General features: G+C 61.7%; 14 protein-coding genes. 6 read left to right on the forward strand and 8 right to left on the reverse strand.

Going from position 1 to position 16,519, the window contains the following annotated elements; genetic code table 11:
- The first annotated feature begins 35 nt into the window (after window positions 1-35).
- Entirely contained in the window at window positions 36-899 is an 864-nt protein-coding gene (locus CSQ95_RS12835) for a hypothetical protein (RefSeq protein WP_143449964.1), read from the forward strand.
- Here the strand turns inward: CSQ95_RS12835 and CSQ95_RS12840 are convergent.
- Window positions 896-1,171: a hypothetical protein gene (locus tag CSQ95_RS12840; protein WP_099409788.1), complete on the reverse strand. Its 276-nt coding sequence runs from the start codon at window positions 1,169-1,171 to the stop codon at window positions 896-898. The two genes, CSQ95_RS12835 and CSQ95_RS12840, sit on opposite strands and share 4 nt — an antisense overlap.
- A 109-nt stretch (window positions 1,172-1,280) precedes the next feature.
- On the opposite strand from CSQ95_RS12840, the gene CSQ95_RS12845 reads away from it, so the two are divergent.
- The gene (locus tag CSQ95_RS12845; RefSeq protein ID WP_070222661.1) at window positions 1,281-3,590 is read left to right on the forward strand and encodes a UvrD-helicase domain-containing protein; all 2,310 of its coding nucleotides are present in this window, start codon (window positions 1,281-1,283) and stop codon (window positions 3,588-3,590) included.
- 200 nt (window positions 3,591-3,790) lie between these two features.
- Here the strand turns inward: CSQ95_RS12845 and CSQ95_RS12850 are convergent, their stop codons facing one another.
- The 3 genes from CSQ95_RS12850 to CSQ95_RS12860 form a co-directional block, all read right to left on the reverse strand.
- On the reverse strand, window positions 3,791-4,582 hold the full coding sequence (locus tag CSQ95_RS12850) for a BPSS1780 family membrane protein (protein ID WP_070290041.1): 792 nt from the start codon (window positions 4,580-4,582) through the stop codon (window positions 3,791-3,793).
- A gap of 2 nt (window positions 4,583-4,584) precedes the next feature.
- Window positions 4,585-5,541 carry a homoserine kinase gene (locus tag CSQ95_RS12855; RefSeq protein WP_070290042.1) on the reverse strand — a complete coding sequence of 319 codons (957 nt, stop codon included), beginning with the start codon at window positions 5,539-5,541 and terminating at the stop codon, window positions 4,585-4,587.
- A gap of 84 nt (window positions 5,542-5,625) precedes the next feature.
- Window positions 5,626-6,021 (reverse strand): hypothetical protein, encoded by a 396-nt coding sequence (locus CSQ95_RS12860; RefSeq protein ID WP_070290043.1) that lies wholly within the window; start codon window positions 6,019-6,021, stop codon window positions 5,626-5,628.
- Between the two features lie 305 nt (window positions 6,022-6,326).
- On the opposite strand from CSQ95_RS12860, the gene polA reads away from it, so the two are divergent.
- Together polA and CSQ95_RS12870 are read left to right on the forward strand one after the other, a co-directional pair.
- Window positions 6,327-9,107 (forward strand): DNA polymerase I, encoded by a 2,781-nt coding sequence (polA, locus tag CSQ95_RS12865; protein ID WP_099409789.1) that lies wholly within the window; start codon window positions 6,327-6,329, stop codon window positions 9,105-9,107.
- A gap of 163 nt (window positions 9,108-9,270) precedes the next feature.
- On the forward strand, window positions 9,271-10,155 hold the full coding sequence (locus tag CSQ95_RS12870) for a dienelactone hydrolase family protein (protein ID WP_099409790.1): 885 nt from the start codon (window positions 9,271-9,273) through the stop codon (window positions 10,153-10,155).
- 98 nt (window positions 10,156-10,253) lie between these two features.
- Here the strand turns inward: CSQ95_RS12870 and CSQ95_RS29680 are convergent, their stop codons facing one another.
- Window positions 10,254-10,535: a hypothetical protein gene (locus tag CSQ95_RS29680; RefSeq protein WP_180279045.1), complete on the reverse strand. Its 282-nt coding sequence runs from the start codon at window positions 10,533-10,535 to the stop codon at window positions 10,254-10,256.
- On the opposite strand from CSQ95_RS29680, the gene CSQ95_RS12875 reads away from it, so the two are divergent.
- Together CSQ95_RS12875 and CSQ95_RS12880 are read left to right on the forward strand one after the other, a co-directional pair.
- Window positions 10,423-11,181 (forward strand): ZIP family metal transporter, encoded by a 759-nt coding sequence (locus tag CSQ95_RS12875; RefSeq protein WP_052140365.1) that lies wholly within the window; start codon window positions 10,423-10,425, stop codon window positions 11,179-11,181. The genes CSQ95_RS29680 and CSQ95_RS12875 overlap by 113 nt on opposite strands.
- Before the next feature lie 276 nt (window positions 11,182-11,457).
- Entirely contained in the window at window positions 11,458-13,200 is a 1,743-nt protein-coding gene (locus CSQ95_RS12880) for an ABC-F family ATP-binding cassette domain-containing protein (protein ID WP_099409791.1), read from the forward strand.
- Between the two features lie 43 nt (window positions 13,201-13,243).
- Here the strand turns inward: CSQ95_RS12880 and CSQ95_RS12885 are convergent, their stop codons facing one another.
- From CSQ95_RS12885 to CSQ95_RS12895, 3 genes are read right to left on the reverse strand one after another with little or no spacing between them, the layout of a single operon-like run.
- Entirely contained in the window at window positions 13,244-14,095 is an 852-nt protein-coding gene (locus tag CSQ95_RS12885) for a sulfurtransferase (RefSeq protein ID WP_099409792.1), read from the reverse strand.
- Between the two features lie 13 nt (window positions 14,096-14,108).
- Window positions 14,109-15,032: a DMT family transporter gene (locus tag CSQ95_RS12890; protein ID WP_099409793.1), complete on the reverse strand. Its 924-nt coding sequence runs from the start codon at window positions 15,030-15,032 to the stop codon at window positions 14,109-14,111.
- Window positions 15,033-15,088: 56 nt separating this feature from the next.
- Window positions 15,089-16,189: an aromatic ring-hydroxylating dioxygenase subunit alpha gene (locus tag CSQ95_RS12895; protein ID WP_099409794.1), complete on the reverse strand. Its 1,101-nt coding sequence runs from the start codon at window positions 16,187-16,189 to the stop codon at window positions 15,089-15,091.
- Window positions 16,190-16,519 lie beyond the last annotated feature (330 nt).

Consider the following 16,519-nt stretch of genomic DNA (forward strand, 5'->3'; position numbering starts at 1 on the left):
AGTCAATGCTCCACTAATTTTGCGACGAGGCAGCCATGTCCACTTCCCACCGTTTGATCCTCAGCCTGGCCGGTATCCTGCTTGGCGGCAGCGCGCTGGCCGTGCAGCCGCCGCAGCCGCCCGCGCCGCCGGCCGCACCGGCCGCACCGGCCGCGCCGAGCAAGCAGATCAATATTTCCATGGGCAGCGGCGATGGCTATGCGCTCGTCGACAGCAGCGAGGATAGCGTGACCATGGCCGGCACCGATGTCGACGGCCAGCAGATCAAGCAGCTGCAGCGTTCGCTCAAGGGACAGTTCCTGTGGTTCCGCGACCAGGGCAAGGGCTATGTGACGCAGGATGCCGCGCTGCTGGCCCGCGTGCGCGACGCCTGGAAACCGTCGCAAGATCTGGGCTTTCAGATGAGCGGCCTGGGCAAGCAGATGAGCGAACACGGCAAGGCGATGGGCGAACTGGGCAGCAAGATGGGCGCCCATGGCGCGGCGCAGGCGAACGTCGGCGCGCGCGATGTGGCGCAACTGCAGGCGCTGGGCCGCCAGCAGCAGGAACTGGGCCGCAAGATGGGCGAGGCGGCACGCCGCCAGGCGCATGCCACCACGGAGACGGCGCGCCGCGCGGCCGGACGCGAGGTGGAACGCCTGCAGCAGCAGATGGAAGATGCGCAGGACGCCATGGAAGAGGTCAACGACCGCATTGCCGCCGCGCAAGAACGCGAGGCGGACAAGGTGGATGCGCTGTCGCGCCAGATGGATCAGCGCGGCAAGCCGATGGAAACCCTGGGCAAGCAGATGGAAGCGCTGGGACGCCAGCAGGAAAAAGCCACCAAGGCAGCCGACAAGGCCACGCGCCAGGTGATTGCCCAGGCGCTCAGCGAAGGCAAGGCCAAGCCGGTGCGCTAGACTTGGTTCCAGCTGGCGGCTACGGCCCGGTATTGCGCCGGCAGCTGCGCCCTGGCCTCGTCTTCGCTCGCATACACCTCATCCTGCAGCGTTTCCCAGCGAGCGTCGCAGCTGAAACGGTAGACGCGCGCCTCGCCCGCATACTGGCACACGGCCAGGCCGTGGATGGCGACGGGGGCGGTGCCGTCTTCACTGGCGACGTGGCCGAAGGGCTGGTCGGACCAGGCCCAGGTCAGTACGCGGGCGCCGTCGAGGTGGGTGGGTGGTGTCATGGGGATACAGGCCATTGTGTCGGGATGCCGATTGTAGCGCGCGTGGGTAAAATGGCGCGACCGCTGGACAAATGCACAGTATTTTTAGCCATGCCGGTATAATCACGGGATGCAAAATCTTCTTCACAACCTCAATCCCGAACAATTGGCTGCCGTCACCCTGCCGGCCCAGCATGCGCTGATCCTGGCCGGCGCCGGTTCGGGCAAGACCCGCGTGCTGACCACCCGCATTGCGTGGCTGATCCAGACCCAGCAGGTATCGCCGCCCGGCATCCTGGCCGTGACCTTTACGAATAAAGCCGCCAAGGAAATGCTCACGCGCCTGTCGGCCATGCTGCCGATCAACACGCGCGGCATGTGGATCGGTACCTTCCACGGCCTGTGCAACCGCTTGCTGCGCACGCATTACCGCGACGCGGCCTTGCCGCAGACGTTCCAGATCCTCGATTCGCAGGATCAGCTATCCGTGATCAAGCGCTTGTTGAAGGCGAACAACATTGATGATGAGAAATTCCCGCCGAAGACGGTGATGTATTTCATCAACAACGCCAAGGACCAGGGCTTGCGCGCCACGGACGTGGAAGCGTATGACGCGCATGAGCGCAAGATGGTCGAGCTTTACCAGTTGTACGACGACCAATGCCAGCGCGAAGGCGTCGTCGATTTTGCGGAACTGTTGCTGCGCACGTATGAATTGCTTAGCCGCAATCAACCGTTGCGCGAGCATTACCAGGCGCGCTTCCGCCACATCCTCGTCGACGAGTTCCAGGATACGAACAACCTGCAATACAACTGGTTGAAATTGCTGGCCGGCCACGGCAGCCGCGATGGCGGCGCCCTGTTTGCCGTCGGCGACGATGACCAGAGCATCTATGCCTTCCGTGGCGCCAACGTGGGCAACATGAGCGCCTTCGAGCATGAGTTCCAGGTCAAGAACTTGATCAAGCTGGAGCAGAACTACCGCTCGCACGGCCACATCCTCGACAGTGCCAACGTGTTGATCGCGAACAATAGCAAGCGCCTGGGCAAGAATTTGCGCACGGACGCGGGCCATGGCGAGCAGGTGCGCGTGTATGAAGCCAGTTCCGACTTGCAGGAAGCGCAGTGGATCATCGAAGAAGCGAAAAGCCTGATCGCCGATGGCGCCTCGCGCAGCGAAATCGCCATTCTGTACCGCTCGAACGCGCAGTCGCGCGTGATCGAACATGCGCTGTTCTCGGCCGCGATTCCGTACCACGTGTATGGCGGCCAGCGCTACTTCCAGCGCGCCGAGGTCAAGCACGCAATTGCCTATTTGCAGTTGATGGACAATCCGCACAATGACTCCGCTTTCTTGCGCGTGGTCAATTTCCCCACGCGCGGCATCGGCATGCGTTCGATCGAGCAATTGCAGGCCGCGTCGGAACAGTACGGCATTTCGCTGTACGCATCCGTGCCGTATGTGGCGGGCAAGGCGGGCAGCGTGCTGGCCGGTTTCGTGAAACTGATCGAAGGCGTGCGCTTCGAAACGCAGCAATTATCTCTGCCGGAAATGGTCAGAGTCGTGCTGGAAGCGAGTACCTTGCTCCAGCATTATCAGAATGAAAAGGAAGGCGCCGACCGCATCGAGAATCTGGAGCAGATGGTCAGCGCGGCCAGCCAATTCATTTCCGAGGAAGGTTTTGGACAGGGCGCACCGGCTCACCTGGGGCCTGCCGCCCAGGCGCAGTCGGGCGCACCCGTCGCCAACCAGGACGGCATCGAAATTTTAGATGCCGACGCGCCGCTGCCGGCCGTGATGTCGCCGCTCTCCGCCTTCCTCTCGCACGCGTCGCTGGAAGCGGGCGACAACCAGGCGCAGGCGGGCCAGGATGCGCTGCAGATGATGACGGTACATTCGGCCAAAGGCCTGGAATTCGACAATGTGTTCATTACGGGCCTGGAAGAGGGCCTGTTCCCGCACGAAAGCAGTTCGAAGGAAGACAACGGCGTGGAAGAGGAACGCCGGCTGATGTACGTGGCCATCACGCGCGCGCGCAAGCGGCTCTACATGAGCTTCTCGCAGACGCGCATGTTGCACGGCCAGACGCGCTACAACATGAAGTCGCGCTTCTTCGACGAGTTGCCGGAAGAGTCCTTGAAATGGCTGTCGCCGAAGGTGCAGGCGAACTGGTTCGGCAACCGCAAGTCAGCCTGGGACGAGGCGCCCAAGGTGGCCAGCCTCGGTTCGGACAATGCGATTGCACAAAAGATCGCGCAAAAAGCCACGGGCGGCGGCTGGCGCATCGGCGAATCGGTGGCGCACGCCAAGTTCGGTGAAGGCGTGATCGTCAATATCGAAGGCGGCGGCGGCAATGCGCGCGCGCAGATCAACTTCGGACAGCACGGCATGAAGGTGCTGGACCTGGGGATCGCCAAGCTGGAACGTCTGGGACGGTGATGTGGTACGCGGGATGGCTGACGATGGCGTCGGATTACGCCTTCGGCTAATCCGACCTACGCCAGGAACGCTGATCTGGTCTGGCGCGTAGGTCGGATTAGCGCAGCGTCATCCGACATCATTGTTGGCGTTGCAAGGCATTCGATATATAAAAAAGGGGCAGCCTGCGCAGGCTGCCCCTTTTTACATCTGGCCGGTGATCACTCTCCGGTCTTGTCCAGCGACACCGTCTTGCTCTCATCGACGGGCAGGCCGAAGATTTGCCGGTAGGCGGCGTAGAACGAGCAATGCATGATGATGGTGAGTATCATCGACAGGGGCATCATCAGCTGCATCATCAGCGGCGTGCGGCCAAAGATGACGGCCAGTAACTGGCTGGTGACGACGCTGATGGCGAACCAGGTGGCGGCGAAGACGATGAAGGCCGACAGCGAACGCCAGACGGCGAAAAAGCTGAAGAACAGCGCCTTGCCCAGGCCGGTTTGGCGCCAGTAGATCAGCGGCGCGGCAAAGCAGAAGGCCATGGCGGCCGGCACGTACAGCACGATGGCCAGCAGGATGCCCAGACCCAGGCGCGAGTCGGGGATGGCGGCGCGTGCCGCTTCTTCCGTCAGTTGCCCCGTGACCAGTTTCCACAGCAAGCCGTCGTCCACCAGGGTCGAGGCGCCGATGGCAACGATGGCCATCAGGATGTACAGCACGCCCAGGCCGAACAGGGAAGGAAACGCGGGTTTGCGGAAGCCCGAAATCAAGAGGCTGGGCAGGACGCGCTTGCCCTGGTCGATATTCAGGCAACCTTGCACGAAGGCCACGGAAAACACGGGCACCAGGATGACGGGCAGCAATTGGCCGAGCACGGGCACGATGCTGACGGCCAGCATGCAGAACATATAGCCGAGAAACAGCATCGACATGCCGCCAGGTTGCTTGCGAAACAGGGCGAATCCCTGTTTCACCCATTGCCAACCTGTACTTGCAGGTAATTTTTCCATGTTTAAAACAGTTCCGGAGCAGGTGTGGCGATACGTTCGCGCAGAATGCGTTCGAAATGCGTGGGATCGTGCGGTGTCAGCATTTCCGCTTCGCGCGGCTGGTAATAATCGTACAGGCGCGACAGCCAGAAACGCAGCGCGGCGGCGCGCAGCATCGGTTGCCATGCCGTTTGTTCTTCGTGCGTAAACGGGCGCACGGCCTGGTAGGCGTCGAGCAGGGCGCGCACTCGCACCTTGTCGAGCACGCCCGTGGCCAGGTCCACGCACCAGTCGTTGACGGTGACGGCCACGTCGAACAGCCAGGTGTCGCAGCCGGCAAAGTAAAAGTCGAAAAAGCCCGTCAGGCGCTCGCCGTCAAACATGACGTTGTTGCGGAACAAGTCGGCATGCACGGGACCGCGCGGGATGGCTTTATACGTATCGCAGGCGGCAAAGGCGTCCTGGAAGTGGATTTCCGCGCGCAGCAGGTGCGCCCTGGCATCGTCGAGATGGTGCAAGACCAGCGGCGTGGTGGCGTTCCACCAGTCCAGGCCCCGCAAATTCGGCTGCTGCAGGGGGAAGTCCTGCGCCGCCAGGTGCATCTTCGCCAGCATGGCGCCCACGGCCGCGCAATGCACGGCTTGCGGCGCCATCTGCGAGCTGCCGTCGAGTTTGCTGACGATGGCGGCCGGCTTGCCTTGCAGGGCCGTCACCAGTTCGCCGTCCACATTGGCGATCGGTGCGGGCACCAGCACGCCCCGGTCCGCCAAATGGCGCATCAGTTGCAGATAGAACGGCAATTGCGCGAAGCTGAGGTTTTCAAAGATCGTCAGCACAAACTCGCCGCGCTCCGTGCTCAGGAAGAAATTGCTGTTTTCGATGCCGGAGGCGATGCCCTTGAGCGCCAGAGGTTTGCCGAGTGGAAACTGCGTGATCCACTGGCCGATATCGTCCAGGTGTAGCGCGGTAAAAACTGCCATGGGAAAGAGAGGAATGGTCTAAAAGGTCAAAAAAAGCCGGCTGCCCCCGCGCATGGCCGGGGCAGGGCAGAAGAGAGTGGCTGCTTACTTCGCTGGTGCGGGCGGTGCTGGCGCGTCCGCTGCCTCTTCGTCGCGTTGTTTCTGTTTCTTCTTGCCCAGATCAAATTCCAGTACTTTCCATTGCGGGCCGCGCAGGGCGCCGCTGTGGGCCTGGTCGCCGCCGGCGGCCGGCTTCATGTAATAGGTGCTGCCGCCGCTGGTGACTTTCACTTCGCTGGTGACGCCCGCTTCGCGTTTTTCGGTAATCTGCTGCTTGGCGGCGGCCGGCGCCACGGTGATGGGCGCTTCGCCCATTTCCTCGATACGTTCCAGTTGTGGCGGCGCGTCGCTCGGTTTGGTTGGCGTCTGGGCGCTGGCAATGGCTGAACATGCCAGCAGGGGCAGGGCGAGGAATGTCCAGAGTGTCGATGTACGCATCATGATGGGTTCGCTTCCATGTGTGGGACTGCAGCGCGTGCAGTGGTGTAATGCCGTCAATTTATCTATAAGGCATTGTAACAAACTGGTAGGCAATGCTGCTTAATACGGCTGATTAAATGCGCGGAAATGGCTGGCAGCGGCCGCCGGCGTGCCCTTTTTTGCTCACCAGGGTGGCAAAAACACTGGGAGCGGCGCACGTTGCGGCCGGTGGCGCGGCCCTAAACTCTGCGATAATTGTGCGATATTCCACCCGCCCGCCGCTGTTTCTTCCCGGCTGGCGCGGCTCACCTTATTTTATTGGCATTATGCAAAACACCCTGCTGTTAGTCGACGGTTCCAGTTACCTTTATCGCGCCTTCCATGCGCTGCCCGACCTGCGCAGCCCGGACGGTTACCCCACGGGCGCCATGCATGGCATGGTCAACATGCTGCGCCGCCTGCGCGCCGATTACCCGGCCGCCTACATCGCCTGCGTGTTCGACGCCAAAGGTAAAACTTTCCGCGATGATATGTATCCCGAATACAAGGCCACGCGCGCCTCGATGCCGGACGACCTGCGGCTGCAGATCGAACCGATCCACGAAGCCGTGCGCGCCATGGGCTGGCCGATTCTGATGGTCGACGGCGTCGAAGCGGATGACGTGATCGGGACGTTGGCCGTGCAGGCGGCCGCCGCCGGCATGAACGTGGTGGTGTCCACGGGCGACAAGGACCTGGCGCAGCTGGTCAACAGCCAGGTGATGCTGATCAATACCATGAGCAATGAAAAGCTCGACGAAGCGGCCGTGCTGGCCAAGTTCGGCGTGCCGCCCAACCGCATCATCGATTATCTGTCGCTGATCGGCGATACGGTCGACAACGTGCCGGGCGTGTCGAAATGCGGCCCGAAAACGGCCGTCAAGTGGCTGACCTTGTACGACAGCCTGGAAGGCGTGATGGAAAACGCGGCCAAGGTGGGCGGCGCCGTGGGTGAAAACCTGCGCACGGCCCTGCCATGGCTGCCGCAGGCGCGCGCCTTGATCACCGTCAAGACCGATTGTGATTTGTCCGGCCACATGACGACGATCGCCGATTCGCTGGTGGCGAAACATGAAGACAAGGAAGCGCTGCTGGCCTTCTTCAACCGCTACGGCTTCAAGGCCCTGCTGCGCGAACTGGGCGCGGCGCCGCCGCCGATGTCGCCCGTCGGAGCGCCGCCTGCCGTCGGAGCGCCGCCTGCCGCCGGCGTTTCCGTCGTCAACACGACGGGCGACATGTTCGCCGATGCCGCGCCAGCGGTGGTAGCCGAGTATGAAACCGTGCTGACGGATGCCCAGCTCGACAAATGGATCGCGCTGATCGATGCGGCTGCCCTGACGGCCGTGGACACGGAAACCACCTCGCTGGAACCGATGACGGCGCAAATGGTCGGCATTTCCCTCTCCGTGGCCGAGCACGCCGCCTGTTACATCCCGCTGGCCCACGACTACGCGGGCGCGCCGGAGCAGTTGACGCGCGACCACGTGCTGGCGAAATTGCGCCCGTGGCTCGAAGATGAAACCAAGCCCAAGCTGGGGCAGAACCTGAAGTATGACAGCCACATCTTCGCCAACCATGGCGTGACGTTGCGCGGCATCGCCCACGACACCTTGCTCGAATCGTATGTATTCGAGTCGCACAAGAAGCACGACATGGACAGCCTGGCCCTGCGCCACCTGAACTACACGACCATCCCGTTCGAGGACGTGTGCGGCAAGGGCGCCAAGCAGATCACGTTCAATCAAGTCGAGGTGGAGCAGGCGGCCAAGTATGCGGCCGAGGATGCCGACGTCACCTTGCGCCTGCACAATGCTATGTGGGGCAACGTGGCGAACGATGAAAAGCTGACCTTCATCTATGAAAAGATCGAGATGCCGACGGCCGTGGTCTTGCAAAAGATCGAGCGCAACGGCGTGCTGATCGACGACGAATTGCTCAACATCCAGTCGGCCGAGCTGGCCGTAAAGATCCTCGAGCTGGAAAAGAAGGCGTATGAACTGGCCGAGCAGCCGTTCAATCTGGGGTCGCCCAAGCAGATCGGCGAAATCTTCTTCGAGAAATTGAAGCTGCCGGTGGTCAAGAAGACCCCGACGGGCGCGCCGTCGACGGATGAAGAAGTCTTGCAAAAGCTGGCCGAGGATTATCCGCTGCCGAAAGTGCTGCTCGAATACCGCGGCATGGCCAAGCTGAAGTCGACCTACACGGACAAATTGCCGAAGATGATCAACGTTACGACGGGCAGGGTGCATACGAACTATGCGCAAGCCGTGGCTGTGACGGGGCGGCTGGCGTCGAACGACCCGAACCTGCAGAATATTCCCATCCGCAGTGCGGAAGGCCGCCGCATCCGCGAAGCGTTCATCGCGCCGCCGGGCAGCCACATCGTGTCGGCCGACTATTCGCAGATCGAATTGCGCATCATGGCGCACATTTCGGGCGATGAAGCGATGCTGCGTGCGTTTGCCGACGGCATCGACATTCACCGTGCCACGGCCGCTGAAATCTTCGGCGTGCCGGCCGCGGAAGTGCAGAGCGAACAGCGCCGCTACGCCAAAGTGATCAACTTCGGTTTGATCTACGGCATGAGCGCATTCGGCCTGGCCGGTAACTTGGGCGTGGACCGCACGGCGGCGCAAAGCTATATCGACCGTTACTTTGCCCGTTTTTCCGGCGTGAAACAGTATATGGAAGACACGCGCCAGCAAGCCAAGGCGCGCGGCTACGTGGAAACCGTGTTCGGTCGCCGTTTGTGGTTGCCGGAAATTAATTCGCCGAACGGCCCGCGCCGCCAGGGCGCGGAACGGGCCGCGATCAACGCGCCGATGCAGGGCACGGCCGCCGACCTGATCAAGCTGGCCATGATCGCCGTGCAAGGCTGGCTGGAAACGGACGGCTTGCAAACGAAGATGATCATGCAGGTGCACGATGAACTGGTGCTGGAAGTGCCGGACGCGGAACTGGAACTGGTCAAGCGCAAGCTGCCGGAACTGATGGCCGGCGTGGCCGCGCTGAAAGTGCCGCTGACGGCCGAGGTAGGCGTAGGCAGGAACTGGGACGAAGCGCATTGATGCTGCGTCGGCTTACGCGGGGCATGCCCCGCTAAGCCGACCTACATGTTTAATTCAGCAATGACCGTAGGCTGAACACATGTTTACTTGAGCAATGACCGTAGGTCGGCTTAGCGCAGCGTAAGCCGACATTGTTTGTCAACACACCTTTCAGGAGTAACGCATGAGCGACATGATCACCGATTGTGAAAGTTTGCTGGGCCAGAGCAGCGTGTCCGGGCCGGATGGCCGGCGCGGTTTCCTGAAGGTGGCGCTGGGCGCGGGCTTTGCCGTGGCCGTGCGGCCCGTGGCGGCGCAAAACGTCATCAAGACGGATTCCGCCGGACTCGTCACGGGCACCATGTCGGTGATGGTCGATGGCCAGGCCGTGCCCGTGTATGCGGCCCAGCCGGAAGGCAAGACGGGTTTGCCCGTGGTATTGGTTATTTCGGAAATCTTTGGCGTGCATGAACATATCGCCGACATGGCGCGCCGCTTCGCCAAGCAGGGTTACCTGGCGCTGGCGCCCGACCTGTTCGTGCGCCAGGGCGATCCCACCAAGGTGTCCAGCATCCCGGAATTGATGAAAGGCATCATCGCCAAGACGCCGGATGCGCAAGTGATGGCGGACCTCGATGCGGTTGTTGCGTGGGCGAAACAGAATGGCGGCGACACGAGCCGCCTGGGCATCACGGGCTTTTGCTGGGGCGGCCGCATCACGTGGCTGTACGCGGCGCACAATCCGGCCGTCAAGGCGGGCGTGGCCTGGTATGGCCGCCTCGTGGGCGAAGCGACTCCCTTGCAGCCGAGCAACCCCATCGACATCGCCGCCACCTTGAAAGTGCCCGTGCTGGGCTTGTATGGCGGCAAGGATACGGGCATCACGCAGGAATCGATCGCCAAGATGAAGGAGGCGCTGGCCAAGGGCGGCAACCAGTCGGAATTCGTCGTGTATCCCGATGCGGGCCACGCCTTCAATGCCGATTACCGCCCCAGCTATGTGGCGGCCGATGCGAAAGACGGCTATGCGCGCTGCCTGGCCTGGTTCAAAAAGCATGGCGTTGCCTGAGGTTGCAAGCTGAACGGCGCTAAAAGTGCCTGATTGCCACATTTTTTTCCAGAAGTTGCCGCGAAAGGCGCACCGGGCTGTAAAATGCCCGGTTCGCGTCAATGCAGTACAATTGCATCTTCACTGCGCCACGCTGCCGCCAAGCGCGCACAAGATTGAATAATAAGCAACATTATACAGATCAAGCCAGACGCCAGCATTGCGGGCGCCCGTAGGCCGGCGCCATTTTGAGGTAAGAAAATCATCGATCCCGTCCTTATATCCATTTTGCTCGCCACCACGATCGCGGGCGTCTTCAGCATTACTGCGGCGGCGATCTTTTCGTTTGCATTCCTGTCCAAAGTGGTCGAGCGCATGGTCAGCTTGTCCGTCGGCATCATGCTGTCGACGTCCTTGCTGCATGCCTTGCCCGAAGCGTTCGAATCGCAGGCGGACCCGCGCAGCCTGTTCGCCACCTTGCTGGCCGGTTTGCTGGCCTTTTTCATGCTGGAAAAATTCGCCATCCTGCGCCATTCGCACCACCACGAAGGCGACGGCCACCACCATGCGCACGGCCACGACAAGCACGAGGCGGGCAAGGCCGGCTGGATGATCCTGGTCGGCGACGGCATGCACAACTTTACGGACGGCATCCTGATCGCGGCCGCCTTCCTGGCCGACCCGAAGCTGGGCCTGGTGACGGGCCTGGCCATCATCGCGCATGAAATCCCGCAGGAAATCGGCGATTTTATTGTGCTGCTCAACGCCGGTTTCTCGCGTTTGCGCGCCTACATCTTCAATCTGCTGTGCAGTCTGATGGCGGTGGCGGGCGGCCTGCTCGGCTATTTCACCCTGGACCGCGCCAGCAACCTGATCCCGTACGTGCTCGTGTTCGCCTCGTCCGGCTTCATCTATATCGCCCTGTCCGACCTGATGCCGCAGATGCAGCGCCGCGCCACCTTGCGCGAAACGATCCCGCAAGTGCTGCTGATCGCGCTGGGCGTATGTATCGTGCTGTTTCTGACGCATAAGCGCCACGGCGGTTGATGCCGGGCACTGCCGGCGCAGTACCACTTATGCTATATTGCCTTTCTGACTAACTTGCACAGAAAGGAGGAAAATATAATGGAAGAAAACTTGTTGCTCGCCTTGTGGCGCGCACGCTCTTTAAGCGCATTTGCCAGCTCTTGCCCACGTTCTATCGCGCTGCGATAACCTGGCCAGAGCAAAGTTACCCTCCTCTACGAGTCCTTTCCTGGTACTCCGTTGTCGTTAGCGCTCCTGTTAACGCGGATGCTTGCATCCCGAACAAAGACAAGAGCCATGACTACCCTGATTTCTACCCAAGCTTTACAACTGGATACCCACGACGGTTTCCTCTTCAACGAACTCGCCTTTACCTTGCGCCAAGGCGACCGCATCGGCCTGATCGGCCACAATGGCTGCGGCAAATCCACCTTGCTGGGCTTGCTCAGCGGCACGCGGGAAGCCACTGCCGGCACCATCCACTATGCCCGTGCCTGCCGCCTGCAGCACGTGGAGCAGCATTTGCCGGCCGAACTTGCCAGCCTGAGCCTGTACGACGCCTTGCTGGCACCCGTGCTGGAGCAGCCCGAGCTGCATTGGCGTGTCGACAGCCTGCTGGCCGAGTTAGGCTTCGAGCACGAGACGGCGCAAGTGCCCGTGCATTCCCTGTCCGGCGGCCAGCACACGCGGCTGCTGCTGGGACGCGCCCTGCTGCAGGAGCCGAACGTGCTGCTGCTGGACGAGCCGAGCAATCATCTGGACTTGCCGTCGCTGCTGTGGCTGGAGCAATTCCTGCTGCGCTGGCGCGGCGCCTTCATCCTCGTCTCGCACGACCAGCGCCTGCTCGACAACGTGGCCACGCGCAGCTGGATCTTGCGCGATAGCCGCCTGTACGACTTCGACTTGCCGTGCGGTCCCGCGCTGGCGGCCCTGGCCGAAGCCGATGTGGCCGCTGCCGCCAGGCATGCGGCCGAACAGAAGGAAATCGACCGCCTGGCCGTCAGCAGCACCCGCCTGGCGCTGTGGGGCAAGATCTACGATAACGTCGGGATGGCGCGCAAGGCCAAAAGCATGCAGCGGCGCATCGACAAGCTGCAGGACGAGCAATCGTTCGTCAGCGATGGCGCACCGTGGCGTTTGAGCCTGCGCGGCAAGGCGCTGGCGGCCGACCAGCTGCTGGCGCTCGACGGGCTGGACGTGCGCGCCGTGCCCGCTTCCCCGCTGCTGTTCCAGGCCGGCCAGCTATGGCTGAAACCGGGCGACCGGGTCGCCTTGCTGGGCGCCAACGGCAGCGGCAAGTCGTCCTTGCTGCGCCTGTGCTGGCAAGCGATCCAGGCGCAGGAGGAGCGCAGCGACTTGCGCTACCACAAGGCGGCCAACATCGGCTATTACGACCAGTCGCTCAGGCAACTGGCCGATACGGCCGATTTGTCCGACGCGCTGTACCCGTTTGCCGTGCAAAACGAAGCTGCGCGCAGCCAGGTGGCGCGCAAGCAGGCCTTGATTGCGGCCGGTTTCCCGTATGCGCGCCATGGCCAGACGGTGGCGACCCTGAGCGGCGGCGAGCGGGCGCGGCTGCTGTTCCTGGGGCTGTCGCTGGCCAGCTATCATTTATTGTTGCTCGATGAACCCAGCAACCACCTGGACATGCAGGGCAAGGCGGAACTGGGGCAAGCCTTGCGCGGCTTTGCAGGCGGCTGTCTGCTGGTGTCGCACGACCGCGACCTGATCGAGACGGCATGCAACCGTTTTTGGGTGGTGGCCGATGGCCGGCTGGAAGAGTGGCCGGATGCGGCCAGCGCGTATGCACGCCTGAGTGCCGAGGATGGACAGGCGCCGTTGCCGGTGGCGCGCGTGGAAAGCGCACCGCTTGTGCCAGGGCAAACTGATGTGGATCAACAGCTGGAACGCTTGTGCGAACTGGAACAATTGCTGGCCGAGGATCTGGCTCGCAAGCCGCGCCACCAGAAACCGGCCAGCCAGCAGGCGTGGCAGGTGGAACTGGCGCAGTTGAATCAATCGCTGGGGATAACGTCATAGTTATCCACTGGATATGAAAAAGCGGACCGAGGTCCGCTTTTTTTTAGTTGCCCGTTGCTACCGGCCGCGCCGGATCGGCGCACCATTCGCTCCACGAGCCCGGATACAGGGCCGCGCCAGGTAAACCGGCCACTTCCAGGGCCAGCAGGTTGTGGCACGCCGTCACGCCGGAGCCGCATTGCAGGATAGTAGATTCAGCCGTGCTGATTAGGCTCGCGAATTCCTGCTCCAGTTCTTTAGCGGATTTGAAGCGGCCGTCTGCCTGCAGGTTATCCTTGAAGAAACGGCTTTTCGCGCCCGGGATATGGCCGCCCACGGGGTCGATGGTTTCGTTTTCGCCGCGGTAGCGGTCCGGGGCGCGCGCGTCGATGACGGTCAAGGCCTGGGTTTCCAGGTTGGCAACGACGTCCTGCACGCTGACCGTGCGCGTCAGGCTGGCTTTTTCCGTGAGATCACCAACAGGGCGCGGTGCCACGGGCGTGACCAGGGGCAAGCCTTGCGCCTGCCAGGCGGCCAGGCCGCCGTCGAGCACGGCCACGGCAGGATGGCCGACCCAGCGCAGCAGCCACCACAAACGGGCGGCGAACATGCCGCCCTGGCCATCGTACGCCACCACTTGCGTGTCGTCATTGATACCCCAGCCGCGCAGGGTGGCCAGCAGGGCGTTGCGGTCGGGCAAGGGATGCCGGCCCGTAAATTGGGGGCCACGGGCCGTCTTGGGGCCGGACAGGGCCGTGTCGATGTCGGCGAATTGCGCGTTCTGGATATGCCCGGCGGCAAACGCGTCGCTGCCCGCCGTGGGGTTGAGCAAGTCGTGGCGGCAATCGAGGATGACCCAGTCGCTGTCATTCACATGGCTGGCCAGTTCGCTGGCCTGTAACAAGGTGGTGTACATCAGGAACGCTCCTTTACACTTCGCTGGCGATGGGATCCGTGCGCGCAATGGCCGCGCCACGGGCCGTGTTGCGGGTATTGTAATAGGTTGCCGCAATGCCCGAGGCGAGGATGATGGCGATGCCCGTCCAGCCGTGCCAGTCGAACAGGTCGCCAAAGATCACCACGCCCCAGAAGCTGGAAAAGACGATGCCTGTGTATTGCAAATTGGCAACCACGAGGGTCTTGCCCAAGCGATAGGAGCGCGTCATGGCCATCTGCGCCATGGTGGCGCACAGGCCGATGGCGGCCAGCAAGCCGATGCCGTAGGCGCTCGTGTGCATGTGCCAGACGACGGGGCCACCGCCGGCGCTGGCCACGTGGCCGATCACGCCGGCCAGGAAATTGACGACCGAGAAATAAAACACGACCCGGTATTCGGGTTCGCCCAGCAAGCCCAGTTTGCGCACTTGCAAGTAGGCGAGGGCCGACAGCATGCCGGAAATCAAGGCCGTGATGGCGCCGCCCAGCTGATCCGTCTCGAACACGGGTTGCAGCAGCAGGGTCACGCCGACAAAGCTCATGGCAATGGCCGCCACCAGCGGCCACTCGACCTGTTGCATGCCTTTCCACCAGCCGCCGGCGAGTAAAATCACGGCGATCCAGATGGGCGCCATGTAATTGAGGGTCATGGCCGTGGCCAGCGGCAGGATGGCGATGGCATAAAACCACAGCCACAGGGCGATCACGCCCACCACGCCGCGCCACAGATGCTGGCCCGGCATCGTGGTTTTAAAACTGCCGCCCTGGTACAGAATCGTGCAGCTCATGACGAGCATGCCGATGATGCCGCGGTACATGACGATTTCGGACGTCGAATACAGATCCGACGCCAGTTTCACGCACACGCCCATGATGGCGAACATAAAGCTGGCAAACAGCATCCAAAGTGACTGCATGAGTAATCCTGACGATGAAAATGAAAAAGGCCGCGCAATGCGGCCCCTTGAGGAAATTACAGTTCGATATTGCTGCGGTACCACTCGTGGAAGTGCTGCATGCCGTCTTCCATGGGCGATTGGTAAGGGCCCACTTCGTTCACGCCGCGCTGCATCAGGACCTTGCGGCCCGCATCCATGCGCTGGGCGATTTCATCGTCCTCGACACAGGTTTCCATGTAGGCAGCCCGTTCCGCTTCGACGAAGTCGCGCTCGAACAGCACGATTTCTTCCGGGTAATAGAACTCTACCACGTTGCGCGTTTTTTGCGGGCCGTCGGGCCACAGGGTCGAGACGACCAGCACGTGCGGATACCATTCGACCATGATGTTCGGATACAGGGTCAGCCAGATGGCGCCATACGGCGGCGCTTCGCCGCCGCGGAATTGCAGCACCTGCTCCTGCCACTTCTTGTAGGCGGGCGAACCGGCCTGCTGCAGGCCGCGGTGCACGCCCACCGTCTGCACGCTGTAGTCCTTGCCGAATTCCCAGCGCAGGTCGTCGCAGCTGACGAAGCTGCCCAGGCCCGGATGGAACGGTTCCACGTGATAATCCTCGAGGTAGACTTCGATGAAAGTCTTCCAGTTGTAATCGCACTCGTGGATTTCCACGTGGTCGAACATATAGCCGGAAAAATCGAGGTCTTTCGAGACGGACAAATCTTTCAATTTTTCCATCACGTTGTAGCCATTTTGCTCGAACAGCAAGCCATTCCAGCTTTGCAGCGGCGTTTTCGACAGGTTCAGGCACGGCGTCTCGGGGAAATGCGGCGCGCCGATCAATTCACCCTTGAGGTCGTAGGTCCAGCGGTGCAGCGGGCAGACGATATGGTTCGCGTTGCCGCGGCCATTGAACATCAGCGCCTGCCGGTGGCGGCACACGTTGGACAGCACTTCGATGCCATTGGCGTTGCGCACGAGCATGCGCCCTTCGTTCTCAGACGCCAGGGTCGCAAAATCGCCGGTTTCCGGCACCATCAGCGCGTGCCCGACATAGCGCGGGCCGGCTTGGAACAATTGCTGCATTTCACGCTGCAACAGCGTTTCGTCAAAATAGACGTGGACCGGAAGTTGCGCGTTTGAACGCGCCAGCTTGGCGTGAGTAGCCAGATCGGACATCCCAACCCCCCATAAATGTACAACGGTCAGCAGTGCCCCAGGCCATTCCCTGGGCAACCGCTACAGAGAGAAAGAATCCGCAAAGACCTGAATTCAAATTTGTTGAAACGGTATTTCGGACAGAACCGGCGATTATAGCGCGTATCGGCCTCGGCATTATCAAACCCGCCCGGTAAATAAGCTTTTAATGAGAAACATTGTCATTTGGCGTGCAATTTCCGGTAGCAAGGGGCGATTCGGCTAAAATCCACTGACAAGCTGGCAACGCTATTGACTTTGAGCGCGCCGATTGCGCTTAAGTTTTCACTTAATAGTGTGGTTTGTTCTAAA

Origin of the sequence: Janthinobacterium sp. BJB304 (assembly GCF_002735765.1) — a bacterium.
In the GTDB taxonomy this organism is placed as follows: Bacteria; Pseudomonadota; Gammaproteobacteria; order Burkholderiales; family Burkholderiaceae_D; genus Janthinobacterium.